This is a genomic window from Streptomyces sp. NPDC026575, from assembly GCF_055567415.1.
Map to the genome: position 1 here is coordinate 161162 of NZ_JBVHQM010000001.1, position 26264 is coordinate 187425.

Below are 26264 nucleotides of genomic sequence, written 5' to 3' on the forward strand. Positions count from 1 at the left end.
GCGACGTGCCGCTGGACGAAACCGAGTGGGACCTGGTCACCGAGTGGGTGCGGGAGTTCGTGGTCAACACGACCGAGCCGCACACCCAGCTCGCCCAGCTCGGCTTCCCCCCGGAATTCGTCGCCGCGCTGCCGCTGGGGAGGGCCAGCGCCGACAACGCCCGCGCCCTCGTGCACCAGTCGCGCACCGACATCCAGCGGCAGCTCAGGCTCGTCGAGGTGCTCACGATGGAGGACCGGCTGCGGGTACTGCCGCAGGTGAGGAAGGCCGAGGAGTTCCGGGACCGGCTGCGCGAGGACTTACGCGCCCACAACGCGCGGGACAACTTCCGTACCTGTGTCCTCAAGAACGGCACCGAGGCGTTCATCGACCGCCAGGACCTGCGCGAGACCCTGCGCCGGTTCATCGCGGACCCCGACAAGTTCATCCTGCTGGTCGACGGCGAGCCGGACAGCGGCCGGTCCTACACCTACGGCTTCCTGCGGCACATCGGACAGCACTGCGGATTCCGTCCGGTACGGGTCACCCTCTCGCGCACCTCCACCGCCGCCCGGGTCGTCCGGCGGCTGGCCGACTTCGTCGCCGGTCCGCACGCCGGGGCCTCCCCGCTGAACCCCACCGGCCTCAACGATCTGCTCCCCTCGATCGACGAGGCGGCGCACTGGGTGGCCGGCCGGGCCACCGCCGTCGAGGAGCGCCTGTGGCTGGTCCTCGACGAGTGCGACAAGCTCGACCCCAGCTCCGATGTGTGGGACTTCATCGGCCAGCTGGCGATGGCCATCTACGAGCACGCCGACGTACGGGGCGACGACGCGCCGCGGCTGGTGCTCCTGGGATACGGGCGCTCGATGCGCCAGCTCCCCCACGACCTGCGGGGAAACATCTGCTGGGACACCGCGCGGGTGGTCGAGCCCGGCGATCTGCGGACCTTCTTCGACCAGGTCTTCCACGAATCACCGCCCGCGCTCCTCGGTAGCGGCGACGCCCGGGAAGCCACCATCGCCGAACTCGTGGACATCGCCGTCGCGGAGGTGCTGCACGCCTCCGCCACGGACGCCCGGCACGGCGAAAGCTATATGCGCAGGATCTGCACGGCCGCGGAGGGGGCCATCCATGTCTATCGATCCCTCTGAGCGGACCACCGAACCACCTTGCGACGTAAGGGAGTTGTTCGCCACCCGGTTACGGGCGGCGCTGCGCACCGGCGAGGACCGGGCCCCGGACGTGCCCGCGGCCCGCCGGGCCTACCGCGAGGCGGCCTGTCTGCTGGGCCGCTTCGATCCCCGTCGGCTCAAGCTGCCCGGGGAGGAGCGGGCCGCCGGCGCCGCGGCCCTGGAACTGGTCGACGACTGCACGACCCTGGGCATGCCGGACCGGGCCGAGTGGGCCCTGGCGTCGGACGTCCGGGAGGAGGCGTTACGCGGCCTGGCCGGACCCGCGGCGGCCCGGCGGGTCCTGGAGTGCAACCTCGACCAGCTGCCCGCCGGCCCGGGACCGGAGCACTTCGCGCTGGCCTTCCTGTCCGGCAGCCCGCCGGACACCGACCGCATGACCGCCGACGAACTGACCGACGTCCTCCAGGCGGTGCTGTGGCTGTCCCAGGTGCCGGGCACGACCGGCCTGCTGCCGGACACCGCCGCGCTGCAGCACTCCCTGGAGCGGGCCCGGCTGCTGGAGCCGCTGGAACGCCTGGTGCGGCGGCCGTTCCAGGGCCGGGACCGCGAACTGGCGGAGCTGCGGCGCTATGCCGGCCTGTCCGCGGCGTCCGGGGAGCAGCCCTCCGGCGCCCTGGAGCCGGCGCCGCCGCTGGTCATCCACGGCCCCGGCGGCATGGGCAAGAGCACCCTCCTCGCCAAGTTCGTGCTCGACGGAGTCCACAGTTCCGGCGGCGGCCTCCCCTTCGCGTATATCGACTTCGAACGGCCCACCCTCTCCCTGCGGGAGCCGGTCACCCTGATCGCCGAGGCCGCCCGGCAGCTGGGGGTCCAGTACCCGGCCCACCGCGCCGAGCTGGACGCGCTGGCGGACGAGTGCCAGCAGGTGGTCCGCAGCCAGCGTGAGGGGCAGGACCGGGTGACCCAGCTCCAGCAACTCGCCACCACCCGGGCAGTGCTGGGGCGGCGTTCCTCCCAGCAGTTCCAGATGCTGGCCACCGGACGGGAGACCGATCTGATCCGGCGGGTCGCCGACGTCCTGGTCCGGGCGGTCGCGGACGGCAAGACCGACAAGAGCCGGCCGGACCCGCCGTTCGTGATCGCCGTCGACTCGTTCGAGGAGGCGCAGTACCGCGGCTCACCGGTGGTGGGACGGATGTGGGCGATCTTCCTCACGCTGCAGAGCGTCTATCCGGGGCTGCGGTTCATCGTCTCCGGGCGGGCGTCGGTCGAGCATCCGGCGAGAGCCACCACCCCGCTCGACATCGAACTCGGCGAACTCGCCCCCGAGGCGGCCGTCGACGTGCTGATGTCCTGCGGGGTCGGGGACCCGGACGTGGCACGGGCGCTGGCCGACCGGGTCGGCGGCCATCCGCTCAGCCTGAAGCTGGCCGCCCGGGCCGCCACCCTCACCGGGCTGGAGGCCGAGCGGACCAGCGAGCTGATCCGCAGCCTGCCCGAACGCCGCCGCGAGGTCTTCCGCCGGGTCGACCAGCTGCTGGTCCAGGGCATCCTCTACGACCGGATCCTCAGCCACATCACCGACGAGGACGTACGCCGGCTCGCCCACCCGGGCCTGGTGCTGCGGGTGATCACCCCTGAGGTCATCAAGGAGGTGCTCGCCGAACCCTGCGGGCTGCGGACGGCGACCATGGAGCAGGCCCAGGTGCTCTTCGACGAGCTGAGCCACCTGGACATGGTCGAGCCGGCCGGCCCGGACGCCGTGCGCTACCGCGGCGACGTCCGCGCCATCATGCTGCGGCTGCCGGGCGGCGACCGTACCGAGGTGATGCGGGCCGTCGAGCGGCGCGCCGTCGACTACTACGCCGCGCGCGAGGGGCTGGAGGCACGGGCCGAGGAGATCTACCACCGGCTGCGGCTGGACGAGAACCCGCGCTCGGTGGAGGAGCGGTGGCTGCCGGGCGTCGAGCGGTTCCTGGCCGGGGCGCAGCAGGACATGACGCCCCGGGCGGCCGGGCTGCTCACGGCCCGGCTCGGCGGTGGCACGCCGGACCAGGTCGCGGCGGGCGCCGACCAGGAGGACTGGGAGCGGATCGCCGCCCGCGAGGTGGAGGACCTGCTGGCACAGGGGTTCGCGGAGGCGGCGTTCGAGCGGATCGGCCGGCGCCGCCCGTGGACGCCGTGCAGCCCGCTGCACGCGCTGTTCGCCGAGACGCTCAGCCGGCTCGGACGGCTGCCCGAGGCCCGTTCGGCCGTGGCGCAGGCCCTCGGCCCGGCGGAGCGGGCGGGGTGCGAGGAGCGCCGTCTGGAGCTGCTGCTGCTCTCCGCCCGGCTCGCGGAGGAAGCCGGCGACGGGGAGAGCGCCGGCCGGGACCTGCGGGTGGCGGAGGACGTCGCGGTCGGCCTGGGGCAGGACCTGGAGGCGATGGGCGCGCTGCTGGCGCGGGCGCAGCTGACCTCGGGCAACGGGGGCACGGAGGAGGCGGATCAGCAGCTGGCCGAGCGGCTGCGGCAGCTGCCCGACGACGTACTCGCCGATCAGCCCGTCCTGGTGCGCGCGGTCGCCTCGCAGATCTACGAGCAGGAGCCCGCGGCGCTCGACCATGCGCTGGAGGTGGTGGGCCTGTCCGCCGACGACGAGACGCTGGACGCGCTCGGCGCGGCGATGAGCCGGGCGACCCTGCGTCAACCGGCGCTGCTGGGCGCCGTGATGGAGATCCTGAACGAGGCCGCGGGGCCGACCCGGCCGGAGGCGGGCGGGGCGCCCAGCAGCATCGCGGGGATCCTGCGGCTGGCCCGCGACCGCGGCACCCTCGACGAGCTGGCCCGGCGGCTGCTGGACACGCCCGACGAGAGCGGGGAGATCGTCGCCGGAGTGGCGGCGGCCATGGGAGTGGGCAGCACGGGCCGCCCGGCGGCCACCTCCCGGATCGTCCAGCACGCGCCGGTACCCGGGCGCGTCCCAGTGGAAAGCGATGACCGGTGAACACCTATCTCTCGCCCGACGAGATCCAGCAGCTGCTGGACGCCGCCGTGGAGACCGGGCTGGCCGACCCCACCGTCCGGCCGCTGCTGCTCGACGGGATCATGCCCCGCTACCGCGGCACGCTGCCGCTCAACCCCGCGCCCGGCCGGCAGGTGCGCTCGGATCTCAACGAGATGAACCGGGTGGAGCGGCTGGTGGACGGCTCGGTGCCGCTGGAGATCTGGCTGCGCAACGCGGTGGCCGAGACCACCGAGGCCGAGCCGCTCACCGTCTTCCAGCGGGCCCTGGACGAGGTGGCCCGCAAGGCGGGCGGTGAGCCGGATGTGCTGGCCGGTCTGCCCACTCCGGCGGTGGAGATCAAGGAGGAGATCATCCATCGGGACGACACCGTCCCGATCGGATTCCTGCGGGGCGGTGAGCTGGCCGGCGGGGCGGTGGCCCGGATCAAGGTGCCGCCGTACCAGGGGGGCGCGCCGCTGCAGCCGAACGGCTTCCCGCACTCCGGTACCGGGTGGCTGATCGCCCCGGACCTGCTGGTCACCAACCACCATGTGGTCAACGCCAGGGCCGGGACCGGCACGGGCCGGCCGATGGCCGACGGCGCGGATCTGCAGTTGCAGGCCCGGCACAGCACCGCCCGGTTCGACTTCGACACCGACGAGGTGGAGACGGAGGAGGCCACCGTCGGCGAACTGCTCGCCGCGGACGCCGAACTCGACTACGCGGTACTGCGGTTGACCCCCGGCCCGGTCCGGCCGGTGCTGAAGCTGGCGGACCGGCCGCTGGCGGTCGCCCGGGGCGACTACGTCGCGGTCAACATCATCCAGCATCCGGGCGGCCGGCCGAAGCGGGTGGCGCTGCGCAACAACCTCGTCTACGAGGCGGACGAGCACGACATCCGCTACTTCACCGACACCCGAGGCGGCTCCTCGGGCTCGCCCGTGCTGACCGACGACTGGAAGGTGGTCGCGCTCCACCGGGGCACGCGGCGGGTGGAGAACGTCCAGTTCCAGGGCCGGACCACGGCGTTCGTCAACGTCGGCACCCAGATGCGCAGTGTGATGCGCCATCTGGAGACCACCAGTCCCAGTGTCCATGCCGAGATCGCCGCGGCACAGGCGGCGGTCTAGCGGGGCCACAGTCCAAGGAGGGCACGATGCACAGAGGGAGCAGATCACCGGTCGCGGCGGGACCCGAGCGGGTCTTCTCGGACCTGCGGGAGGTCGCAGCGCGGGTGCGGGAGGGGCTGTCCTGGGAGATCCCCGAGTCCCTGGAGGAGCTTCCGGCGGACGAGCTGCCGGCCGGGCAGATCTCCCAGTTCGCCCAGCAGGAGCGGACCCGGGTGCTGTCGGCGGGCGTCAGCGGTCTGGAGAAGCTCGCCGAGGGACGCGACGACGAGATCAGCGACGACGAGTCCTTCGGCATGGAGGCCATCGTGCTGCTGGAGGGCCGGCCCGCCATCCTCGTCCAGAACCACGACTTCGCACCGCAGCAGGGCGACTGGGCGGTGCTCGACGGGCACCGGGCGGCGATCCGGGAGTCGCTGGCCCGGGTGGGGCGGGTCGAGCTGACCGGGCACATCAGCCTGGACTGGCTCGGCACGGCGTTCCTGGTCGGCCCGGAGGTGGTGCTGACGAACCGTCATGTGGCGGCGGAGTTCGCCCGCGGCGGCGGCGCCGGCTGGACCTTCCAGCCGGGCGTCAGCGTCAATGTCGACATGGGCGAGGAGTACGGCGGCGCCGAGCCCGGCGGCGGTCCCTCCTTCGACGTCGTGGAGATCCTGGGCATCCACGAGGACGTCGATCTGGCGCTGCTGCGGGTCGCGCCGCCGGACGGCGGCGGCGCGCTGCCCTCTCCCCTGGCGGTGGCCGCCGACGCGCCCGGCGATCTGCCCGGGCGTCCGGTGTACTGCGTGGGCTATCCGGCGTACGACGGCCGGCGCAACGAACCGGAGTCGATGCGCCGGATCTTCATGGACATCTACAACGTCAAACGGCTCCAGCCCGGCACCGCGACCGAGCTGGTGCCGGACCGGAACGTCATCCAGCACGACTGCTCCACACTGGGCGGCAACAGCGGCTCCCCGGTCATCGACCTCACCGACCACCGCGTACTGGGCCTGCACTTCGGCGGCCGCTACGGCTTCGGCAACTTCGCGGTACCGCTGTGGCAGCTGGTCGACGATCCGCTGCTGGGCCGGGCGGAGATCAACTTCGTCTGACCGGGGGCGGCCGCCTGCCGCCGGCCGGTCAGCCCGCCTTCTTGACGAACTCGGTGGTGTAGGTCTTCCTCAGATCCACCGTGGCGTTCTTGAGGTTGGGGTTGAAGGACTTCAGCACCCGCTCGACGGTGGCCGGGCCGTCGGCCGGCATCACCCCGTCCTTGGTGAACATCGGCAGGGTGTCCCTGATCGCCTGGACGTAGAGCCGCTTGCCGCCCTGGGCGTAGTCGGACGGCATCTTCGCGGCGATCTGCTCGGGGGTGTGCGTGGACATCCACTTGAGGGTCCGCACCAGGGCGTTGGTGAGCTTCTGCACCTCCTTCTTGTGGCCGTTCACCCAGTCGGTGCTCATGTAGAGGCTGGAGGAGGGGTACGGGCCGCCGAGCGCCTCCTTCGAGCCCTCGGGGGTGCGCATGTCGATGAGGACCTTGCCGAGCTTCTTGTCGACGATCTGCGCGGCCGTCGGATCGGTCGTCATCCCGCCCTGGACGGAGCCCTGCCGGATGGCGGAGAGGAAGGTCTGGCCGGCGCCGACCGCGACCGGCGTGAACTCGTCCGTCCGCACGCCGTTCTTGACCGCGAGGTACTTGGTCAGGAAGTCGGTGGACGACCCCAGGCCGGTGACCCCGAGCTTCTTGCCCTTGAAGTCCTTGGGCGAGGTGAGGTCGGCGGCCGCCTGGTTCGAGACCACCTCGACCTCTCCGGGGGCGTGCGCGAGCTGCACCACCGACTCCACCTGCTTGCCCTTGACCTGCAGATCGAGGGTGTGGTCGTAGAAGCCGACGACGCCCTGGACGTCGCCGGAGACGAGCGAGGTGGTGGCCTGCACACCGGCCGGTTCGGTGAGCAGGGTGACGTGGACGCCCTCGTCCTCGAAGTAGCCCAGTTGCTGGGTGAGTCTGGCGGGCAGATAGATGACCTTGTCGAGACCTCCCACCATGATCTTGATCTTGCCGTTCCCGCCGTCGGCGGCGGAGGTCGTCGCGCCGCCGCACGCGGTGAGGGTGGTCAGGGCGAGCAGGGCGGCGGCCGCGGCGGCCGGGAGCTTGCGGTGCGTACGCATGGTGGCGTCCTTAAGGGAAGGAGGGTGCGGTGGCAGGCGGGGAGTTCAGCGGTCGGCGGCGTCGGCCGGCTTCCAGCGGAAGAGCCGCCGTTCGAGGAAGGCCAGCAGCCCTTCGGCGAGCAGCGCGACGACGGCCAGGATCACCATGGCCGCGTAGACGCCGGCCGCGTTGAAGGTGCCCTGCGACGCCGAGACCAGCAGGCCGAGGCCCTTGGTCGCGCCGATGTACTCGCCGACGATCGCGCCGATCAGCGCGAAGCCGAAGCTGACGTGCAGGCTGGTGAAGATCCACGAGGTGGCGGAGGGGATCACGACCCGCAGCGTGACCTGGCGGCTGCTCGCGCCGAGGATCCGGGCGTTGGCGACGAGGTTGCGGTCCACCTCCCGGGCGCCCTGGAAGGCGTTGAAGAAGACCGGGAAGAAGACCAGGACCACGGCGGAGGCGACCTTGGAGGCCGGTCCCAGACCGAACCAGATGAGGAAGATGGGGGCGAGCACGATCCGCGGCAGCGCGTTGAGCACCTTGATGTAGGGCCCGAGGACATCGGCGAGGAAGCGGATCCGGCCGAGCGCGATGCCCAGCACCACCCCGCCCGCCACCCCGATGACCCAGCCGAGCAGCGCTTCGTAGAGCGTGTACCAGACCTGCTCCCACAACGAGCCCTGCGGGGTGCCGTGCAGCGCCCACTGGGTCATCTGGTCCCAGATCTTCGACGGCATCGAGAAGTTGAAGGGATCGATCACGGCGGCCCGGGCCAGCCACTCCCACAGTGCGATCAGCCCGACGAGCAGCAGCACCCGCGCGCCGTGGACCAGCAGCCGGTGGTTGCGTGCGGTGCGCGCCCGCTCCCGCGAACGGTCCGCTCCCGCACGGGACGTGGTCACCCCGACGCGTCGCGCGGGGACGGTCTCAGGCGGCATCGGCGGCACCCCTCTCGCGGGTGATCCGGACCTCTTCGCCGAGCGAGGACCAGATCTCCCGGTAGATCTCGATGAACCGCGGCTCCAGCCGCACCGACTCGACCTGGCGGGGGCGCGGCAGATCCACCTCGAAGACCTCCTTGACGGTCGCCGGGCCGGCGGTCATCACCACGACCTTGTCGGCCAGCGCGATCGACTCCTCCAGGTCGTGGGTGACGAACACGACGGAGGCGCCGGTCCCCGACCACAACTCCAGGAGTTCGTCCGACATCAGCGCCCGGGTCTGCACGTCGAGTGCGGAGAACGGCTCGTCCATGAGCAGGAGTTCGGGGTCGTTGACGAAGGTCGCGGCGAGCGCGACCCGTTTGCGCTGACCTCCGGAGAGCTGATGCGGATAGCGGTCCTCGAAGGCCGCCAGACCGACCCGGGCGAGCCATTCGCGCGCCCGCTTCCGGGCCTCGGACTTGGGTACGCCGCGGAAACGGGGGCCGGCCATCACATTCGACAGCACGGTGCGCCAGGGGAAGACGGCGTCCTGCTGGAAGACGAACCCGATCTTCTCGCCGATGCCGCGGACCGGCTCACCGGCGACCAGCACCTCGCCCTCGGTGGGCTCCTCCAGCCCGCTGATCAGGGTCAGGGTGGTGGATTTGCCGCACCCCGTGGGGCCGACCACGGCGACGAACTCACCGCGCTCGACGACCAGGTCCAGATCCCGGACGGCGGTGTGCGGCGCCCCCGACGGAGTCCGGAACGTCTTGCTCGTTCCCCGCAGTTCGATAGCGGGGCTCGTGTGGCTGCTCATGGCCCGGCAGGCTAGGAGTGATCCGGACCACAGTCCGCCTTGTGGGCACAAGCTGCCTTTCTGCGCGCAAACCCTGTTGTGCTCGTTTTGCTCACGCTAGAAACGACAACCGCGATACAGGGGGTGCACAGTTGCTCACGAACGGCTTACGTCGCGGACTCGGCGGCGTAAGAAGAGGGCGTCGGTTCCGCGCGGGTGCGGAGGGCCCGAGACGAGGGAGAGCCATGCGGATCCACTGGCCCCGGCGCGTCTTCGCGCAGGTGCTGACGGCACAGGTGGCCCTCACCACCGGCGTGCTGGTGCTCGCCACCAGCCTGTTCCTCGCCCCGCTCAGCTCCGAGCTGGACGACCAGGCGATGCGGCGGGCGCTGTCCATCGCCCAGACCGCGGCCGCCGATCCGGCTCTCGCAGCCCGGCTCGTCGCCACCGAGCCGGACGCCCGCGGGCCGGTGCAGGCGGAGGCGGAGCGGATCCGCAGGGCGACCGGCGCGCTGTACGTCGTGGTGATGGACACCCGCGGGGTGCGCTGGTCGCACACCCGCACCGCCGAGATCGGCCGGCATGTCTCCACCGACCCCAGCCGCACCCTCGCCGGTCGGGAGGTGCGGCAGATCGACACCGGGACGCTGGGGCGTTCGGCCCGCGCCAAGGTGCCGCTGCGCGACTCCCGCGGCCGGATCGTCGGCGCGGTCTCGGTCGGCATCGCCTACGACAGCGTCCGCGGCCGGCTGCTGGGCACCATCCCCACCGTGCTGCGGTACGCCGGTACGGCCCTGGCCGTCGGCGTGCTGGCCGCGGTCGCCCTCTCCCGCCGGCTGCGCCGCCGTACGCACGGGGTGGCGTTCGCCGATATCTCCGCACTGCTCGACGAGCGCGAGGCGATGCTGCACAGCATCCGCGAGGGCGTGGTGGCCTTCGACCGGCGGGGCCGGATCCGGCTGGTCAACGACGAGGCCGGGCGGCTGCTCGGGATCGGTGCGGGGGCCGCGGGACGGGCGCTGGAAGAGGTGCTGCCACCGGGCCGGACGGCGGATGTGCTGGCCGGACGCGTGGACGGGAAGGATCTGCTGGCCGTGTGCGGCGGGCGGGTGCTGATCGCGAACCGGGTGCCGACGCGGGACGGCGGGGCCGTGGTGACGCTGCGGGACCGCACCGAGCTGGAGCTGCTGGGCCGTGAACTGGACAGCACCCAGGGGCTGTTGGACGCGCTGCGGGCCCAGGACCACGAGCACGCCAACCAGCTGCACACGGTCCGCGGACTGCTGGAACTGGGCCGGCACGACAAGGCGGTGGAGTTCGTCGCCGAAGTGACCGGCGCGCACCGGGCCTCCGCCGAGCAGATCGCCGAGCGGGTGCACGACCCGCTGCTGTCGGCGCTGCTGGTCGGCAAGGCCGCCATCGCGGCCGAGCGCGGGGTGTCGCTGCGGGTGTCGTCCGCCACGCTGCTGCCCGACGCGGTCGTCGACCCCCGCGACCTGGTGACCGTACTGGGCAATCTCCTCGACAACGCGCTGGACGCCACCGCCGGGCGCCGCCGCGAGCAGCCGTTCGTCGAGGTGGAGCTGCGCTGCGAGGGCACCACGGCCGTGCTGCGGGTCTCGGACACCGGGCCGGGGGTGCCCCCCGAGCTGCGCGAGCGGATCTTCGCCGAGGGGTGGTCCACGAAGGCCGCGGTGCCGGCCGGGGGCGACCGAGCCGCCCGGGGGCCGGTGCCCTTCCACCGCGGCCGGGGCATCGGCCTGGCGCTGGTGCGCCGGCTCGCCGAGCGCCACGGCGGCATGGCCCGGGTGACCGCCCGCGCGGGCGGCGGTGCGGTGTTCACCGTCGTCCTGCCCGACGCGCTCGCCCCGGCGCTGAACGGCGACGGGCGCAGCGCCACGGCGATCGGAGCGGCACGATGATCGATGTCCTGGTCGTCGACGACGACTTCCATGTCGCCGAGATCAACGCCGCGTACGTCTCCCAGGTGCCCGGCTTCCGCGTGGCCGGCCGCGCCCACACCGCCGCCCAGGCGCTGGCCGCCTTGGAGCGCACCCGGGTCGACCTGGTGCTGCTCGATCACTACCTCCCGGACGAGACGGGCCTGGCCCTGGTGCGGCGGCTGCGGCAGCTGGGCCACCGCGCGGACGTGATCATGGTGACGGCGGCCCGCGATGTGCACACCATCCAGGACGCCATGCGCTCCGGTGCGCTGCAGTACCTCGTCAAGCCCTTCGGCTTCTCCGGACTGCGGGCCAAGCTCGACGGCTATGCCGCGCTGCGCCGCACGGTCGAGGGGGTGGGCGGCCGCGGCGAGGCCGGCCAGGAGCAGGTCGACCGGATCTTCGGTGCCTTCCGGACCGCCGGCTCCCCGCACACCGAGCTGCCCAAAGGCCACTCGGCGGCCACCGTCGACCTGGTGCGGCGCGTCCTGGACGAGGCCGGGCGCCCGCTGTCCGCGCACGAGGTCGCCGAGCGCTCCGGCGTCAGCCGCTCCACCGCCCAGCGCTACCTCAAGCATCTGGAACGCAGCGGCCATATCGCCCTCACGCTCAAGTACGGCGACACCGGTCGGCCCGAGCACCGCTACCAGTGGGCGGACGCGCAGTGACACCGCCGGGTCGCCGACTGTGACCAGGGGCGACGTACCTGCCGGGCCGAAATTCCACGAGGACCGTCACACCTCTTGACAGCGCCCCCCACCGGAATCGACGATCCCGGGGTGAACCTGTCAGACAGCCAGACAGCTGGCGATCTGCCCCGGCGGGTCAGTGCGATGGAAGCGGTACTGAACCATCTGCGCGGCGCCATCGAACGGGGCGACTACGCGGTCGGGGACAAGCTCCCCTCGGAAGCAGAGCTCTGCCGTCGCCTGGAAGTGAGCAGACCCGTGCTCCGCGAGGCCCTGCGGGCGCTCCAGACGATGGGGCTGACCGTGTCGCGTACCGGCAAGGGCACCTTCGTCGTCTCCGACGGCGCGGTCGCCGACCCCACCTTCGGCGACTACGCGGCCAGCGACCTCCTCGAAGTGCGGCGGCATGTGGAGATCCCCGTGGCCGGGTACGCGGCGGTGCGCCGCACCCCGGAGGACCTCGACCAGCTCGGTCACCTGCTGGAGCGGATGGAGCGGGAGACCGACACCACCGCCTGGGTCGCCATGGACACCCTCTTCCACCTCGCCATCGCCCAGGCGGCCCGCAACCCGGTCTTCCGGCGGGTGATCGAGGAGATCCGCGACGCGCTGGCCCGGCAGTCGGCCTTCCTCAACGAGCTCGGCGGTCGGCGCGAGCAGGCGAACCGGGAGCACCGGGCGATCGTCGAGGCCCTGATCGACCAGTCCGAGCACGATGCGGCCGAGGCCATGGAGCACCACCTCGCACGCGTCGAGTCGACGCTGACCACCATCGTGCGGCCGCCCGACCGTACGAGCCCCTCCACAGGAAATGAGGATCACGCGTGAGCCATCGCAGCGAGATCACCATGCCAAGGTGCGCGCCGTGCGCAGCCGAGGCCGAGCGAAGCGAGGTCCCGGCATGAGCGAGCAGCACCTCCGGACGGCGGACCGGCAGCCCGAGCAGCGGCCCGCGCCGCAGCACGTCGACGCGGGAGACGCCGGCTACAGCAAGGCGCTGAAGTCCCGGCACGTCAACATGATCGCCATCGGCGGCGCGATCGGCACCGGGCTGTTCCTCGGCGCGGGCGGCCGACTGGCCGGCGCCGGGCCCTCGCTGGCCGTGGCGTACGCGGTCTGCGGCGTCTTCGCCTTCCTCGTGGTCCGCGCACTGGGAGAGCTGGTGCTGCACCGGCCGTCCTCGGGCGCCTTCGTCTCCTACGCCCGGGAGTTCCTCGGCGAGAAGGGGGCGTTCGTCGCGGGCTGGATGTACTTCCTGAACTGGGCCACCACCGGCATCGCCGACATCACGGCGGTGGCGACCTACACCCACTACTGGGGCATGTTCTCCGACATCCCGCAGTGGGTGATCGCCCTGATCGCGCTCGCGGTCGTCCTGGCCGTGAACCTGATCTCCGTGAAGATCTTCGGTGAGCTGGAGTTCTGGTTCGCGATCGTCAAGGTCGGCGCGCTGGTCGTCTTCATGCTGATCGGCATCTTCCTGCTGGTCACCCAGCACCCGGTCGCGGGCCACTCCCCCGGCCCCTCCCTGATCACCGACAACGGCGGGGTCTTCCCCACCGGGACGCTGGCGATGCTGCTGGTCGTCCAGGGCGTCGTCTTCGCCTACGCCTCGGTCGAGCTGGTCGGTGTCACGGCGGGTGAGACGGCGGAGCCGGAGAAGGTCATGCCCAAGGCGATCAACTCCATCATGTGGCGGGTGGGCCTGTTCTACGTCGGCTCGGTGGTCCTGCTGACGATGCTGCTGCCCTGGAACGCGTACTCGGCCGACGAGTCCCCCTTCGTGACCGTGCTGTCCCACGTGGGGGTGCCCGCGGCCGGCGGTGTGATGAACCTGGTGGTGCTCACCGCCGCGATGTCCAGCCTCAACTCCGGCCTCTACTCCACCGGTCGCATTCTGCGCTCGATGGCGATGTCCGGATCCGCGCCGCGGTTCACCGGCGTGATGAGCCGCAGCCATGTCCCCTACGGCGGCATCCTGCTCACGTCGGGGGTCTGCGTGCTGGGCGTGGGGCTGAACTACGTCGTGCCCAGCGAGGCGTTCGAGATCGTGCTGAACTTCGCGGCGATCGGCATCCTCAGCACCTGGGCCATGATCATGCTCTGCCATCTGCTCTTCTGGCGGAAGGCGCAGGCCGGGCAGCTCGTCCGCCCCGGCTACCGGCTCCCCGGCTCCCCGTGGACCGAGAGCGTCACCCTGGTCTTCCTCGCCCTGGTCCTGGTCCTGATGTGGGCCGACGGCGGCGCCGGCCGGACCACCATCCTCTCCCTCCCCCTGATCGTGGCCGCGCTGGTCGGCGGCTGGTTCCTGGTACGGGGCCGGGTCGGGGCCGTACGGGCTGCGGCCGAGCGGGAGAACGCCGCGGGCGGCCACCCCACCGACAACACCTAGAGCACCGAAAGCACCGAGAAAGATCATGATGCAGAGCACCACCCTGCCGCGCCGCGTTCCCCAGGCACCGCCCGAGGTCCGCGAACCGGCCCACGCTCCCGTCGCCCATGTGGTGCGCGGCGGCATCGTCGAGGGCGTCCACCACGGATCGGTGGTGGTCCTGGCGGCCGACGGGAGCGTGGTGTTCCAGGCGGGCGACATCGAGGCCGCCTTCTACCCGCGCTCGGCGCTCAAGCCGGTCCAGGCGGTCGGCCTGCTGCGCGCGGGGCTGCCACCCCTGGACGACGAGGCGCTGGCGCTGGTCGCGGCCAGCCACTCCGGCGAGGAGCGGCACCTGGCCACCGCCCGGCGCATCCTCACCACCGCCGGGCTGACCGAGGACGATCTGCGCAACGTCCCCGACCTGCCGTACGGGAGCGCCGTACGGGACGAGTGGATCGGGCGGGGCCTTGGCCCCACCCGGCTCGCCCAGAACTGCTCGGGCAAGCACGCCGCCATGCTGCTGACGGCCCGAACCCGGGGCTGGCCGCCGGCGGACTACCTCGACCCGGGGCACCCGCTGCAGGCGGAGATCGCCGCGACCGTCGAGGACCTCACCGGCCAGGGCATCGCCCGCGTCACCGTCGACGGCTGCGGCGCGCCGCTGTTCGCCGTCTCGCTGCACGGGCTGACCCGGGCCGCCGCCCGGCTCGCGACCGCCGCTGCCGGCACCGACGAGGGGCGGGTCGCGCACGCCATGCGCGAGCACCCCGAGATGGTCTCCGGCAGCACACGGGACGTCGCCCGGCTGGTGCGGGCCGTTCCGGGGCTGCTCGCCAAGGACGGCTTCGAGGGCGTGCAGATCGCGGCGCTGCCGGACGGCCGGGCCGTCGGTGTGAAGATCGCCGACGGCGCCGACCGCGCCCGGATGCCGGTGACCGCCGCGGCCCTGGCCCGCTGCGGGGTCGATCCCGAGGTCCTCGCCGCCTTCGCCACCACACCGGTCATCGGTGGCGGCGCCCCGGTCGGGGCGCTCCGGGCGGCGGGCGCGCTCGCCCCGCCGGCCGCCGACATCCACCCCACCCGCCCCTGACGCCACGTCACCTCTCCCTGGGCCGCGCCCACTCACCCCGCACGGCGCCCGTCGCCGACCCACCTCGCAAAGGACCACCCGCACCATGACCGCCGCCGCCCACCGCCGCGAACACGATCTGCTCGGCGACCGCGAGATACCCGCCGACGCGTACTGGGGCGTGCACACCCTGCGCGCCGTGGAGAACTTCCCCATCACCGGTACGCCGATCTCCGCCTACCCGCACCTGATCAACGCGCTCGCCGCCGTCAAGGAGGCCGCCGCCCGCGCCAACCAGGACCTCGGACTGCTCGACGCGGAGCGGGCCGACGCCATCACCGCCGCCTGCCGCGAGATCCGGGCCGACGGCCGGCTGCACGACCAGTTCATCGTCGACGTCATCCAGGGCGGCGCCGGCACCTCGACGAACATGAACGCCAACGAGGTGATCGCCAACCGGGCCCTGGAGATCCTGGGCCACGACAAGGGCGACTACCGCCATCTGCACCCCAACGAGCACGTCAACCTCAGCCAGTCGACCAACGACGTCTACCCGACCGCGGTGAACGTCGCCACGATCAGCGCCGTACGGGAGCTGCTCGACGCGATGACCGTGCTGCGCGAGGCATTCGCCGCCAAGGCCGAGGAGTTCCGCGACGTCCTGAAGATGGGCCGCACCCAGCTCCAGGACGCGGTGCCGATGACGCTGGGCCAGGAGTTCTCGGCGTACGCGGTGATGCTGGAGGAGGACCAGAGCCGGCTGGCCGAGGCCGTACTGCTCGTCCACGAGATCAATCTCGGGGCCACCGCCATCGGCACCGGGCTCAACGCGCCCAAGGGCTACGCCGCGGCGGCCCGCGACCACCTGGCCGCGCTGACCGGCCTGCCGCTGGTCACCGCCGCCAACCTCGTCGAGGCGACGCAGGACTGCGGGGCGTTCGTCCACCTCTCCGGCGTCCTCAAGCGCATCGCGGTCAAGCTCTCCAAGAGCTGCAACGATCTGCGGCTGCTGTCCTCCGGCCCGCGTGCCGGCCTCGCGGAGATCAACCTCCCGCCGGTGCAGGCCGGTTCGAGCATCATGCCCGGCAAGGTCAACCCGGTGATTCCGGAGGTCGTCAACCAGGTCGCCTTCGAGGTCATCGGCAACGACGTCACCATCACCATGGCCGCCGAGGCGGGCCAGCTCCAGCTCAACGCGTTCGAGCCGATCATCCTGCACTCCCTCTCGGAGAGCATCACCCACCTCGGCGCCGCCTGCCGCACCCTCGCCGAGCGCTGCGTGGTGGGCATCACCGCCAACACCGAGACGCTGCGCGCGAGCGTGGAGAACTCCATCGGGCTGGTCACCGCCCTCAACCCGCACATCGGCTACACCGCCGCCACCGCGATCGCCAAGGAAGCCCTCGCCACCGGGCGCGGGGTCGCCGAACTGGTCCTGGAGCAGGGGCTGCTCCCGGCGGAGCGGCTCGCGGCCCTGCTGCGTCCCGAGGAGGTCGCCGGTACGGGGACCCGGTAACCCCTCCGGTGCCCCGACGGCCCGGCCCGCACTCGCGGGGCCGGGCCGTTTCCGTACGCGGCTCAGGCAGGATGGGCACAAGGGAAGCACGAGGGAAGCACGAGGGAAGAGGGACCGCATGCGTATCGCGCTGTGCCAGATGACGGCATCGATTGACCCGAAGGAGAATCTCGCGGCCGTGGCGGACCAGGTGCGCCGGGCGGCCCGCGAGGGGGCGCGGCTGGCGGTACTCCCCGAAGCCTCCATGGCGCGGTTCGGGGTGCCGCTCGGGCCGGTGGCCGAGCCGCTGGACGGACCGTGGGCGGAGGGCGTGCGCTCGGTCGCCCGTGAGACGGGGGTGACGGTGGTGGTCGGCATGTTCACCCCGGCGCCCGACGGGCGGGTCGCCAACACCCTGCTGGCCACCGGGCCCGATGTCGAGGAGTCCTACGACAAGATCCACCTCTATGACGCCTTCGGGTTCCGGGAGTCCGACACGGTCGCCGCGGGCGACCGCGTGGTCACCATCGACGTCGACGGGGTCCGGGTGGGCCTGGCGACCTGCTACGACCTGCGGTTCCCGGAGCTCTTCCGGGCCCACGCCGACGCCGGGGCGACGGTGTCGGTGCTGCCCGCCGCCTGGGGCGCGGGACCGGGCAAGCGCGCGCAGTGGGACCTGCTGGTGCGGGCCCGCGCCCTGGACGCGACGGTGTGGCTGGCGGCCGTCGGCCAGGCCGCCCCGGACCCGGCGGCCGATCCGGAGGAGCACACCAAGGCGCCGACCGGCGTCGGGCACAGCGTGCTGGTCGGCCCCGACGGGACGGTACGCGCCCAGGCGGGCAGCGCGCCGGAACTGCTGGTCGCCGACGCGGACATCGAGGAGACCGAGCGGGTGCGGCGGGCCGTGGCCGTGCTGGACAACCGCCGGCTGTAGCGCCCGCCGCTCCAGCGCCCCGTGCGGCGGCGGCCGGTCAGGCGGCCAGCAGGATGCGCTGGGTCGCCTGGAGGTGGCGGTCGATGGCCGCGCAGGCGGCCGCGGCGTCGCCGGCGGCCAGCCCGTCGAGGATCCCCCGGTGTTCGGCGAGGACCTCGTGCCGGCGCTGGTCGGAGCGGTAGAGCGGGATCGCGCCGGCCCTGGCCTGGCGGCTGCGCAGGGCGGTGTACTGACGGCTCATCAGCGCGTTGCCGGCGGCGGCGACCAGGGCGGCGTGGAAGCGCAGTTCGGCGGCGAGGAACTCCTGGACGCTGCCGGCGCCGCACAGGGCGTCCTGCCGGGCGAGGATGCCGGTCAACTCCTCGACGGGCACGGTGCCCTCGGCCGTCGTACGCTCGGCGGCGAAGCGCTCGATCAGGCCGCGCATCTCGATCAGTTCGGCGATCTCCCGGCCGGACAGCGGGGCGATATGCGCCCCGCGCTTGGGGACCAGCCGCACCAGATCCTCGGCGGCGAGCAGCAGCAGGGCCTCGCGGATGGGGGTGCGCGAGACGCCGATCCGGTCGGCGATCTCCTGCTCGGACAGGAAGCGGTCCTGCATCTCCGGGTCGCTCAGCACGCTGTCCTTGAGATACGCGTAGGCCTTCTCGCGCCCCGACTGCATCGCCCGCTCCCCCACTCGTGAAGATCCACGCACATCGACGGCACGGCATACGAGCTGTATGGGAAATGCGCGTGGTATGTGCAGGCTACACGGCGGGTGCCCGTCAGCGGCGCACCGCGTCGGGTGCTTCTGATGGAGCGTCACGCAGCCCCAGGCGCAGATGCTCCACATGGAAGAGCGCCTGGTCGAGCAGCTCGGCGACATGGTGGTCGTAAAGCGCGTAGACGATCGAACGACCGTTGCGCTCGCCGGTGACCAGACCGAGGTTGCGCAGCAGCCGGAGCTGGTGGGAGCAGGCGGACTGCTCCATGCCGACGGCGGCGGCGAGATCGCCGACCGCACAGGGACTCTCCTGGAGGCGGGCGAGGATACGCAGCCGGGAGGGCGTGGACAGGGCCTGGAGTGTCGCGGCGACATCGGCGGCCCCGACGGCGTCCAGGCGTTCGCGGGTGGTGCTGCGGTTGTCCATTCCGTGGCCCATGGAGCCATCCTAGCGACGAATGATGAACACCCCTTCATCCATTCCCGTACGGCCCTGGAGCCGCTGGTTGCCCCTCCCCCGTGAAGGATCGATCTGCGATGCCCGCTGCCGCGCCCCGGCGATGTCGGCCGCGGCGCCGCTCAAGCCCCTCGGTCACTGTCCCGGCATGCTGTTGAGCCGCTCCAGCGCCCTTTGGATGGAGTCGAGCGCGCCGGGTTGACGGCCCGGTACTCGGTGGCGCAGGGCGAGGAGCCGGGGCGCGAACGCGCGTGCTGCGGAGGCGTCGCGCAGCTGCGTCCACTGGTGGTGTGCTCTGTCGACGGCGGTCTCGACATCGTGGGCTTCGGGGGCCTGTTGCAGGACGTCGAGACGGGTCTCGGCGGCCTGCAGCCACAACTGGCAGCTGGTGCCGGGGTCCTGGGCAACCGTGGCGAGGAAGGCCCGGACCTCGACCCAATGGACGCCGGCGAAGGTGTTCGCCCCGTACGTCTGCACCGCGTGTCGTTCAGCGGCGGCCGCCAGCTCGGCCGCCTCGTCATGACGGCCCGCTTTTGAGGCGGCGACGATCCTTTCGTGCGGGTCGGCCTCCACGGGCGCCACGGCTTCGTGGGGTACATCGACCGGCGAGACGGCCCTCTGCGCCTGCTGCGGCGGGGAGGGAGGCGGAGAGGGAGGCGGGGGTGCTGCGGGGGGCTCGGGGCCGACGACGAGGGCGCCCTCGGTGATGTCGACGCGGCGGAGGACCTCGTGGTGCAGCTGCTCGTCGCGGGGGCGGTGGCCGCTGCGCATGATCTGGGCCAGGGCCTGCGCGTAGCGGGGCTGGATGGTCCGGCGGCGGCTCGGTGGCGGGGAGATGACGCCGTACGCGCGTGCGCCGCCGAAGGGCAGCGGCTGGTCCTTGAGCAGGTGCCAGACTTCGGCGTCGGCCACCAGGTCGGCGTAGACAGTGGTGGTGTCGGGGCGGCGCTGCTGCAGCGTCCGGACGAGCCAGGCCCATGGCAGGGCGGTGTAGCGGACCGTCGCGGGCATGGTCCGGGCGAGCGCGAAATGGATCTGCTGTTGCCGGCGGTCGAGTTGCAGCTGGCCGACGAGCGCAACCGTCAGCGGGCCCTCGGTGGCGGCGGCGCCCCGGATGCGGGTCAGTACGGCCTGCGGGTCAGCGGGGTCGGCCAGCTCGATGAGAGTGGTCGCCGCGATGCCGGTCCAGGTGGCCGGTGCTATGGCCGCCAGCGCGGGAACCACCCTGCTCGTATCCACGAGCGCGCCCTTGCCTGCGGGGGCGGCCGCCAGAAGCAGCGCGGTCCCCGGCCTTTCGTCCCCAGCCCCGTTGATCTGCACATACGCACCGTATCCGGTGCCTCTGACACGGCCCGGCGTTTTAGGACCTGTCCGATGCGTCCTGGCACGAGTTCGGCAATGAGGGCTCTGAGCGCGGGCGGTCGGCGGCCGTCGATGGACAGCTCAGCCATGCTCCCCCTCCAGGCGGTCGGTGACCCAGCGGTGGAAGGCGCCGATGTGGTGCTCACTGGGCACCAGCACCCCGCCGGCGCGGTAGGCCCGGGAGTGCATGGCGGGCTGGGTGCGCTCGCAGGCGTCGAAGTCCTGGGTGTTGACCCGGTGGAAGAGCTCGACGGACCGGGAGACGTCCGCGCCGGAGTCGACGACCTCGGGCAGATACAGCCAGTCGCACTCGACGAGGGTGCGGTCGGGGGCCGTGGGGAACATCCGGTGGACGATGACGTGGTCGGGGACGAGGTTGACGAACACCTGCGGCCGGACGGTGATCGCGTAGTAGCGGCGGTCCTGGACGTCCTCGATACCGGGCAGCCGGTCGAAGCCCGCGCTGCCGTCGACGGTGAACCCCGCGGCCTCGTCGGCGAACTCCGCGCCGTGGCCGACGTAGTACTGGGCGGCGAAGCCGTCGGCGAACTCCGGGAGGACGTCGGTGAGTTCGGGGTGGATGGTGGCGCAGTGGTAGCACTCCATGAAGTTCTCGATGATCAGCTTCCAGTTGGCGCGCACGTCGTAGCCGATGCGCCGGCCGAGGGCGAGACCCTCGGTGCGGTAGCGGTCGATGGCGGCCGGGTCCCCCAGCCGCTCGACGGCCGCACCGATCACGGTGTCCTCGAAGGACGGCGGGTCGTCGGCCAGGCACACCCAGGCGTAGCCGAGCCACTCGCGGAGCGGGACGGTGACCAGGCCGCGCTCGGTGCGGTCGATGTCCGGCATCTTCTGCAGGTTGGGGGCCGCGATCAGGCGCCCGTCGAGGTCGTAGGTCCAGGCGTGGTAGGGGCACTGGAGGTTGCGGCGGACCTCGCCGGACTCCTCGGTGCACAGCTGCGCGCCGCGGTGGCGGCAGACGTTGAGGAAGGCGCGCAGCTCGCCGGCGCGGTTGCGGGTGATCAGTACGCTCTCCCGGCCGACCCGCACCGTGCGGAAGGCGCCGGGCCTGCCCAGGTCGGCGCTGCGTACCGCGCAGAACCACAGGCGTTCGAAGATCTTCTCCTGCTCCTGGCGGAAGATCTCGGGGTCGGTGTAGTAGTGGCCGGCGAGGGTGGTGATCAGGCTCGGGGCGACGCCGGTCGCGGGCCCGGCGGGCGCCGCCGGCACGGACTCGGTGGGTGTGGTCGTCATGGGTGCTCTCCTCAAACGGCCGCGGCGGCGGGTCGGCCGGGGGTCTCCCCGGCGAAGCGGCGGGCAGGGTCGAACAGCTCGATGGGGTGCGCGGTGGCGCCGGTCAGCGCGAGATCGGCGACGATCTCACCGACCACCGGTACGAACTTGAAGCCGTGCCCGGAGAAGCCGCAGGCGACGGTCACCGTATCCGGGTGCGCGGGATGCCGGGTGATCACGAAGTGCTCGTCGGGGGTGTTGGAGTACATGCAGGTGGCGGCCTTGAGGAAGCGGCCGGGCAGGGCCGGGATCCGCGGGGCGAGCTGGTCGGCCATGGCGCGTACCTCGTGGTCGTGCACGGTGCGTTCGATGGTCTCGGGGGTGCAGACGGTGCCCTTGCGGAAGAAGGCGACCTTGGCGCCGCCGTCGGGGCCGTCGATCGACGGGAAGCCGTAGATCTGGACGCCCCGCGCGTCCTCCCAGATGTAGATCGGATGCCGCTCGGGGACGAACGGCGCGGTGCCGCCGTCGGGTGCGAACCAGTACATGATCTGCCGTTCGATGGTGAACGGCACGCCCAGGTCCGCGAGGAGCGCGGGCGCCCAGGCGCCCGGGCAGATCACCAACTGCCCTGCGGTGTAGGTGTCTTCGGGAGTGTGGACGCGGACACCGGCGCCGCCCGGAAGCTCCTCCCAGCGGGTGGCCGGCTCCTCGAAGTGCAGCTCGGCGCCGTCCTGCGTGGCGAGTTGGACATGGGCGGCGACGGTGTACTCCGGCCGGACGAGCCCGGCCCGCGCCTCGTACAGCGCGACCTCGTCGTCGGCGGGGGTGAGGGTGGGGAAGCGGCGGCGGATCTCCTTGGCGTCGAGCATCTCGTGCGGCAGGTCCCACTGCCGGGCGGACTGCAGACTGCCGCTGACGGTGCGGCTGTCGGGGCGGCCGACCATCACCCCGCCGCAGAGGGTGGCGATCTCGCGGCCGGTGTCCCGCTCCAGCTTGTCGTACAGCTCGTACGAGCGCAGCAGCAGCGGTACGTAGGCCGGGTCCTCGAAGTAGGACTGGCGGGTGATGCGCGAACCTCCGTGGCTGGAGCCGCGGTGGTGCACCGGTCCGAACTTCTCCAGGCCCAGGACCCGTGCCCCGCGGGCGGCGAGGTGGTGGGCCGCGGCGCTGCCCATGCCGCCGAGCCCGAGGACGATGACGTCGTACGTGGGGGACACAGTGGCCTCCTGCGTGTCTGGCGTGTCTGAGGTGTGCGGGCCCGTCCGGTGCACCGGACGGGCCCTAAGGGCTGGCCCTTAGCGGCGGATTCGGGTCATCTCCGGGTCGAAGAGCGGCTCCTCGGCGACGGTCGCCGGGACCTTCTCGCCGAAGTACTCGATGTGCACACCGGTGCCGGTGGCGAGCGGCGGCAGCCAGGCGTAGGCGACGCAGCGGCCCAGCGTGTAGCCGTACGAGGCGCTGGTCACATAGCCCGCGGGCGCACCGTCGAGGTACACCGGCTCCTTGCCCAGGACGTTGGCGGCCGGGTCGTCGAGCAGCAGCGCGGTCAGCTTGCGGGTGAGGGGCCGGTTCGCGTCGAGGGCGGCCCGGCCCACGAACTCCTTGTCCGCCCGGACCGCGAAGCCGACCCCCGCCTCGTACGGATCGTGCTCGGCGGTCATATCGGCGCCCCAGGCGCGGTAGCCCTTCTCCAGGCGCAGGCTGTTGAAGGCCGAGCGGCCGGCCGCGATCACGCCGAGGTCCCGGCCCGCCTCCCACAGCGTGTCCCAGAGCCGCAGTCCCAGGTCGGCGGTGGTGTACAGCTCCCAGCCCAGCTCACCGACGTACGACAGGCGCATCGCCGTCACCGGGACATGGCCGAGGTGGGTGTGCTTGGCGCGGAAGTAGCCGAAGCCCTCGTGGGAGAAGTCGTCGCGGGTCAGCGGCCGGACGAGGTCGCGGGCGAGCGGACCCCACACGCCGATGCAGCAGGTGCCGGAGGTGATGTCGCGGATCTGGACTCCGTCCGGCGCGTGCCGCAGCAGCCAGTCCAGGTCGGCCGGGGAGTTGGCGCCGACCTGGAAGCGGTCGGGGGCCAGGCGGGCGACGGTGAGGTCGGAGCGGATGCCGCCGGTCTCGTCCAGGAGCAGGGTGTAGGTGACCGCGCCGGGCTTCTTGCGGAGGTTGTTGGTGGTCATACGGTGCAGGAAGTCCAGCGCGCCCGGGCCGGTGACCTCCAGCCTGCGCAGCGGGGTCATGTCGTACAGCGCGACCTTCTCGCGGGTCGTCTGCGCCTCGGCGGCGGCGATCGGCGACCAGTAGCGGGCGGACCAGGCGTCGCGCTCGGGGAGCCGGAGCCCCTCGGCGAGCGGGGCGTTGGCCTCGTACCAGTGGGGGCGCTCCCAGCCGCCGCTTTCGAGGAAGTACGCGCCGAGCTGCTGCTGGCGGGCGTGGAAGGGGCTGGTGCGCAGCGGCCTGGGCCGCTCCATCGGCTGGAGCGGGTGGATGACGTCGTACACCTCGACGAAGTTCTGTGCGCCGCGCTCGGCGATGTACGCGGGTGAGCGCTGGGCGTCCTCGAAGCGGGAGAGGTCGCACTCGTGGATGTCGGTGGCGGGGCGGCCGTCCGTCATCCATTCGGCGACGGCCTTGGCGACGCCCGCGGAGTGGGTGACCCAGACCGCCTCGGCGAGCCAGAATCCGCGCAGTTCGCGGGATTCGCCGAGGACCGGCATGCCGTCGGGGGTGAAGGAGAAGACCCCGTTGAAGCCCTCGGCCACCCGGGAGGCGCCCAGCGCGGGCAACAGGGTGACGCTGTCCTGCCAGCTCGGCGCGAAGTCGTCCTCGGTGAAGGGCAGCGACGACGGCATGACGTCGGCCTCGTCGAAGGCGGGGACGGTGAAGGGGTCGACGGGCATCGGGCGGTGGGCGTAGGAGCCGATGCCGAGGCGGTCGGTGTGCTCGCGGAAGTACAGATCGCGGTCCTGGAAGCGCAGGATCGGCCGGCTCGCCTCGGTGCGGGGGTCGTTGGCGCCCGCGAGTTCGGGGAGCGGTGCGGTCCTGGCGTACTGGTGGGCGAGCGGGAGCAGGGGCACGTCCACCCCGGCCATCGCGCCGATCACCGGGCCCCAGAAACCGGCGGCCGAGACGACATGGTCGGCGGGGAAGGTGCCCCGGTCGGTGCGCACGCCGGTGACCCGGCCGTCTTCCCGCTCGATGCCGGTGACGGTGTGCCGTGCCAGGAAGCGGGCGCCGTGCCGCGCGGCCCGCTCCATCTGGGCGCGGCAGGCGGGAAGCGCGCGGGCCAGCCCGTCGTCGGGGGTGTGGAAGCCGCCGTGGAGCCTGGTCTCGTCGAGCATCGGCCAGAGCTGCTTGCACTGCCGCGGCGTGAGCAGTTCCCCGCGCACGCCCCAGGAGGCGGCGAGTCCGGCCTTGCGGTGCAGATCGGCCCAGCGGGCTTCGGTGGTGGCGACCTCCAGGCCGCCGACGGGGTGGAAGCAGGGCAGTCCGTCGACTTCCAGGGAGCCGAACTTCTGCACGGTGTAGGCGGCGAACTCGGTCATGGTCTTGGAGGGGCTGGTCTGGAAGACCAGCCCCGGGGCGTGCGAGGTGGAGCCGCCGGGGGCCGGCAGCGGGCCCTGTTCGAGGACGGTGACGTCGGTCCAGCCGCGGGCGGTCAGCTCATCGGCGAGGGAGCAGCCGACGATGCCGGCGCCGATGACAACCACACGGGAACTGTTGGCGGGCGTACGGGACATGCCCCTCCTCCTGCTGGTCGGGGTGGTCGACGGGGGTGCTGTGCCGTTACCGGATCGGTGGGGTGCCGCGCCGCTACAGGACCACGACGGAGCGCAGCACCTGGCCGTCGCGCATCTTGTCGAAGGCGGACTCCACCTCGTCCAGGCCGATCGTCTCGGTGACGAACCCTTCGAGGTCGAGCCGTCCGCTGAGGTAGCGGTCGATCAGGAGGGGGAAGTCCCGGCTGGGCAGGCAGTCGCCGTACCAGGAGGACTTCAGCGCGCCACCGCGCGAGAAGAGGTCGATGAGCGGCAGCTCGATGCGCATGTCGGGGTCGGGGACGCCGACCAGGACCAGGGTCCCGGCCAGATCGCGCAGGTAGAAGCCCTGGGTGAAGGTCTCGGGGCGGCCGACCGCGTCGATGACGACATCGGCGCCGTTGCCGCCGGTGAGCTGCCGTACCGCCTCGATGGCGTCCGTACCACGGGAGTTGACGGTGTGGGTGGCCCCGAAGCGGGTGGCGCCGTCGAGCTTCCGCTCGTCGATGTCGATCGCGATGACCCGGCGCGCCCCGGCGATCGAGGCGCCGGCGATCGCGGCGTTGCCGACCCCGCCGCAGCCGATGACGGCGACGGTGTCACCGCTGCCGACGGCCCCGGTGTGCACGGCCGCGCCGTACCCCGCCATCACCCCGCAGCCGATCAGCCCGGCCGCCTCGGGGCGCGCCGACGGATCGACCTTCACCGCCTGCCCGGCCGCGACCAGCGTCTTCTCGGCGAACGCGCCGATGCCGAGCGCGGGGCTGAGCGGGGTGCCGTCCAGCAGGGTCATCGACTGGGCGGCGTTGCGGGAGTCGAAGCAGTACCAGGGCCGGCCGCGGCGGCAGGACCGGCAGCTGCCGCAGGGGGCCCGCCAGGCGAGTACGACGTAGTCGCCCGGGGAGAGTTCGGTGACGCCGGGGCCGACCGACTCGATGACGCCGGCCGCCTCATGGCCGAGCAGGAAGGGGAACGCGTCGTTGATCGCGCCGTCCCGGTAGTGCAGATCGGTGTGGCAGACACCGCATGCCTGTACGGCGACGAGCACCTCGCCCGGGCCGGGATCCGGCACCAGGATCGTCTGCAGCTCGACCGGTGCGCCGTGTTTCGCCGCGACGACGGCATGGACTTCGTGTGGCATGCCTACCCCTCAG

General features: G+C 72.3%; 21 protein-coding genes. 11 read left to right on the forward strand and 10 right to left on the reverse strand.

The genetic code is table 11. The features are described from left to right. Positions 1-5 precede the first annotated feature (5 nt). The 4 genes from ACZ4NB_RS00725 to ACZ4NB_RS00740 are packed head-to-tail and all read left to right on the forward strand — an operon-like array spanning position 6 to position 6322. Positions 6-1133 carry a hypothetical protein gene (locus tag ACZ4NB_RS00725; RefSeq protein WP_467657379.1) on the forward strand — a complete coding sequence of 376 codons (1128 nt, stop codon included), beginning with the start codon at positions 6-8 and terminating at the stop codon, positions 1131-1133. Then, positions 1114-4101, forward strand: coding sequence for an ATP-binding protein (locus ACZ4NB_RS00730; protein WP_467657380.1), 2988 nt, complete (start codon positions 1114-1116; stop codon positions 4099-4101). The genes ACZ4NB_RS00725 and ACZ4NB_RS00730 overlap by 20 nt, the downstream gene beginning before the upstream one ends. Continuing rightward, positions 4098-5231: a trypsin-like peptidase domain-containing protein gene (locus ACZ4NB_RS00735; RefSeq protein ID WP_467657381.1), complete on the forward strand. Its 1134-nt coding sequence runs from the start codon at positions 4098-4100 to the stop codon at positions 5229-5231. The genes ACZ4NB_RS00730 and ACZ4NB_RS00735 overlap by 4 nt, the downstream gene beginning before the upstream one ends. A 26-nt stretch (positions 5232-5257) precedes the next feature. After that, a complete protein-coding gene (locus tag ACZ4NB_RS00740) occupies positions 5258-6322 on the forward strand; it encodes a trypsin-like serine peptidase (RefSeq protein WP_467657383.1) in 1065 nt (354 codons plus the stop codon). Positions 6323-6350: 28 nt separating this feature from the next. On the opposite strand, the gene ACZ4NB_RS00745 is transcribed toward ACZ4NB_RS00740, so the two are convergent. From ACZ4NB_RS00745 to ACZ4NB_RS00755, 3 genes are read right to left on the reverse strand one after another with little or no spacing between them, the layout of a single operon-like run. Then, complete coding sequence (locus ACZ4NB_RS00745; protein ID WP_467657384.1) at positions 6351-7385, reverse strand: ABC transporter substrate-binding protein; 1035 nt, start codon at positions 7383-7385, stop codon at positions 6351-6353. A gap of 45 nt (positions 7386-7430) precedes the next feature. Then, a complete protein-coding gene (locus ACZ4NB_RS00750; RefSeq protein ID WP_467657385.1) occupies positions 7431-8306 on the reverse strand; it encodes an ABC transporter permease in 876 nt (291 codons plus the stop codon). Then, entirely contained in the window at positions 8296-9111 is an 816-nt protein-coding gene (locus ACZ4NB_RS00755; protein ID WP_467657386.1) for an ABC transporter ATP-binding protein, read from the reverse strand. The genes ACZ4NB_RS00750 and ACZ4NB_RS00755 overlap by 11 nt, the downstream gene beginning before the upstream one ends. Before the next feature lie 224 nt (positions 9112-9335). Between ACZ4NB_RS00755 and ACZ4NB_RS00760 the strand changes: the two genes are divergently transcribed. From ACZ4NB_RS00760 to ACZ4NB_RS00790, 7 genes are all read left to right on the forward strand, one after another. After that, complete coding sequence (locus ACZ4NB_RS00760; protein WP_467657387.1) at positions 9336-11012, forward strand: sensor histidine kinase; 1677 nt, start codon at positions 9336-9338, stop codon at positions 11010-11012. Beyond that, positions 11009-11701: a response regulator gene (locus ACZ4NB_RS00765; protein ID WP_467657389.1), complete on the forward strand. Its 693-nt coding sequence runs from the start codon at positions 11009-11011 to the stop codon at positions 11699-11701. Before ACZ4NB_RS00760 ends, ACZ4NB_RS00765 begins: the two co-directional genes overlap by 4 nt. A gap of 111 nt (positions 11702-11812) precedes the next feature. After that, positions 11813-12550 carry a FadR/GntR family transcriptional regulator gene (locus ACZ4NB_RS00770; RefSeq protein WP_467657391.1) on the forward strand — a complete coding sequence of 246 codons (738 nt, stop codon included), beginning with the start codon at positions 11813-11815 and terminating at the stop codon, positions 12548-12550. A 73-nt stretch (positions 12551-12623) separates the two neighbouring features. Next, entirely contained in the window at positions 12624-14114 is a 1491-nt protein-coding gene (locus tag ACZ4NB_RS00775) for an amino acid permease (protein WP_467657392.1), read from the forward strand. Between the two features lie 25 nt (positions 14115-14139). After that, positions 14140-15186: an asparaginase gene (locus tag ACZ4NB_RS00780; RefSeq protein ID WP_467657393.1), complete on the forward strand. Its 1047-nt coding sequence runs from the start codon at positions 14140-14142 to the stop codon at positions 15184-15186. 85 nt (positions 15187-15271) lie between these two features. Next, positions 15272-16681 (forward strand): aspartate ammonia-lyase, encoded by a 1410-nt coding sequence (gene aspA / locus ACZ4NB_RS00785; protein WP_467657395.1) that lies wholly within the window; start codon positions 15272-15274, stop codon positions 16679-16681. Between the two features lie 118 nt (positions 16682-16799). Beyond that, complete coding sequence (locus tag ACZ4NB_RS00790; protein ID WP_467657396.1) at positions 16800-17594, forward strand: carbon-nitrogen hydrolase family protein; 795 nt, start codon at positions 16800-16802, stop codon at positions 17592-17594. A gap of 37 nt (positions 17595-17631) precedes the next feature. On the opposite strand, the gene ACZ4NB_RS00795 is transcribed toward ACZ4NB_RS00790, so the two are convergent. From ACZ4NB_RS00795 to ACZ4NB_RS00825, 7 genes are all read right to left on the reverse strand, one after another. After that, the gene (locus tag ACZ4NB_RS00795; protein WP_467657398.1) at positions 17632-18258 is read right to left on the reverse strand and encodes a GntR family transcriptional regulator; all 627 of its coding nucleotides are present in this window, start codon (positions 18256-18258) and stop codon (positions 17632-17634) included. A gap of 103 nt (positions 18259-18361) precedes the next feature. After that, the gene (locus tag ACZ4NB_RS00800) at positions 18362-18739 is read right to left on the reverse strand and encodes an ArsR/SmtB family transcription factor (protein WP_467657399.1); all 378 of its coding nucleotides are present in this window, start codon (positions 18737-18739) and stop codon (positions 18362-18364) included. A gap of 153 nt (positions 18740-18892) precedes the next feature. Further along, complete coding sequence (locus ACZ4NB_RS00805; RefSeq protein WP_467657400.1) at positions 18893-20077, reverse strand: hypothetical protein; 1185 nt, start codon at positions 20075-20077, stop codon at positions 18893-18895. Positions 20078-20200: 123 nt separating this feature from the next. After that, entirely contained in the window at positions 20201-21373 is a 1173-nt protein-coding gene (locus ACZ4NB_RS00810; RefSeq protein ID WP_467657402.1) for an aromatic ring-hydroxylating oxygenase subunit alpha, read from the reverse strand. A gap of 11 nt (positions 21374-21384) precedes the next feature. Then, entirely contained in the window at positions 21385-22572 is a 1188-nt protein-coding gene (gene solA / locus ACZ4NB_RS00815) for an N-methyl-L-tryptophan oxidase (protein WP_467657403.1), read from the reverse strand. A gap of 78 nt (positions 22573-22650) precedes the next feature. Further along, positions 22651-25092, reverse strand: coding sequence for a GcvT family protein (locus ACZ4NB_RS00820; RefSeq protein ID WP_467657404.1), 2442 nt, complete (start codon positions 25090-25092; stop codon positions 22651-22653). Positions 25093-25165: 73 nt separating this feature from the next. Then, the gene (locus ACZ4NB_RS00825; RefSeq protein WP_467657405.1) at positions 25166-26251 is read right to left on the reverse strand and encodes an S-(hydroxymethyl)mycothiol dehydrogenase; all 1086 of its coding nucleotides are present in this window, start codon (positions 26249-26251) and stop codon (positions 25166-25168) included. Between the last annotated feature and the right edge of the window lie 13 nt (positions 26252-26264).

Coding starts and splice junctions, on each gene's coding strand:
- ACZ4NB_RS00730 (WP_467657380.1), top strand. CDS start 1,114: ATGTCTATCGATCCCTCTGAGCGGACCACCGAACCACCTTGCGACGTA.
- ACZ4NB_RS00740 (WP_467657383.1), top strand. CDS start 5,258: ATGCACAGAGGGAGCAGATCACCGGTCGCGGCGGGACCCGAGCGGGTC.
- ACZ4NB_RS00745 (WP_467657384.1), bottom strand. CDS start 7,385: ATGCGTACGCACCGCAAGCTCCCGGCCGCCGCGGCCGCCGCCCTGCTC.
- ACZ4NB_RS00750 (WP_467657385.1), bottom strand. CDS start 8,306: ATGCCGCCTGAGACCGTCCCCGCGCGACGCGTCGGGGTGACCACGTCC.
- ACZ4NB_RS00755 (WP_467657386.1), bottom strand. CDS start 9,111: ATGAGCAGCCACACGAGCCCCGCTATCGAACTGCGGGGAACGAGCAAG.
- ACZ4NB_RS00760 (WP_467657387.1), top strand. CDS start 9,336: ATGCGGATCCACTGGCCCCGGCGCGTCTTCGCGCAGGTGCTGACGGCA.
- ACZ4NB_RS00765 (WP_467657389.1), top strand. CDS start 11,009: ATGATCGATGTCCTGGTCGTCGACGACGACTTCCATGTCGCCGAGATC.
- ACZ4NB_RS00775 (WP_467657392.1), top strand. CDS start 12,624: ATGAGCGAGCAGCACCTCCGGACGGCGGACCGGCAGCCCGAGCAGCGG.
- ACZ4NB_RS00780 (WP_467657393.1), top strand. CDS start 14,140: ATGATGCAGAGCACCACCCTGCCGCGCCGCGTTCCCCAGGCACCGCCC.
- aspA (WP_467657395.1), top strand. CDS start 15,272: ATGACCGCCGCCGCCCACCGCCGCGAACACGATCTGCTCGGCGACCGC.
- ACZ4NB_RS00790 (WP_467657396.1), top strand. CDS start 16,800: ATGCGTATCGCGCTGTGCCAGATGACGGCATCGATTGACCCGAAGGAG.
- ACZ4NB_RS00795 (WP_467657398.1), bottom strand. CDS start 18,258: ATGCAGTCGGGGCGCGAGAAGGCCTACGCGTATCTCAAGGACAGCGTG.
- ACZ4NB_RS00800 (WP_467657399.1), bottom strand. CDS start 18,739: ATGGGCCACGGAATGGACAACCGCAGCACCACCCGCGAACGCCTGGAC.
- ACZ4NB_RS00810 (WP_467657402.1), bottom strand. CDS start 21,373: ATGACGACCACACCCACCGAGTCCGTGCCGGCGGCGCCCGCCGGGCCC.
- ACZ4NB_RS00820 (WP_467657404.1), bottom strand. CDS start 25,092: ATGTCCCGTACGCCCGCCAACAGTTCCCGTGTGGTTGTCATCGGCGCC.
- ACZ4NB_RS00825 (WP_467657405.1), bottom strand. CDS start 26,251: ATGCCACACGAAGTCCATGCCGTCGTCGCGGCGAAACACGGCGCACCG.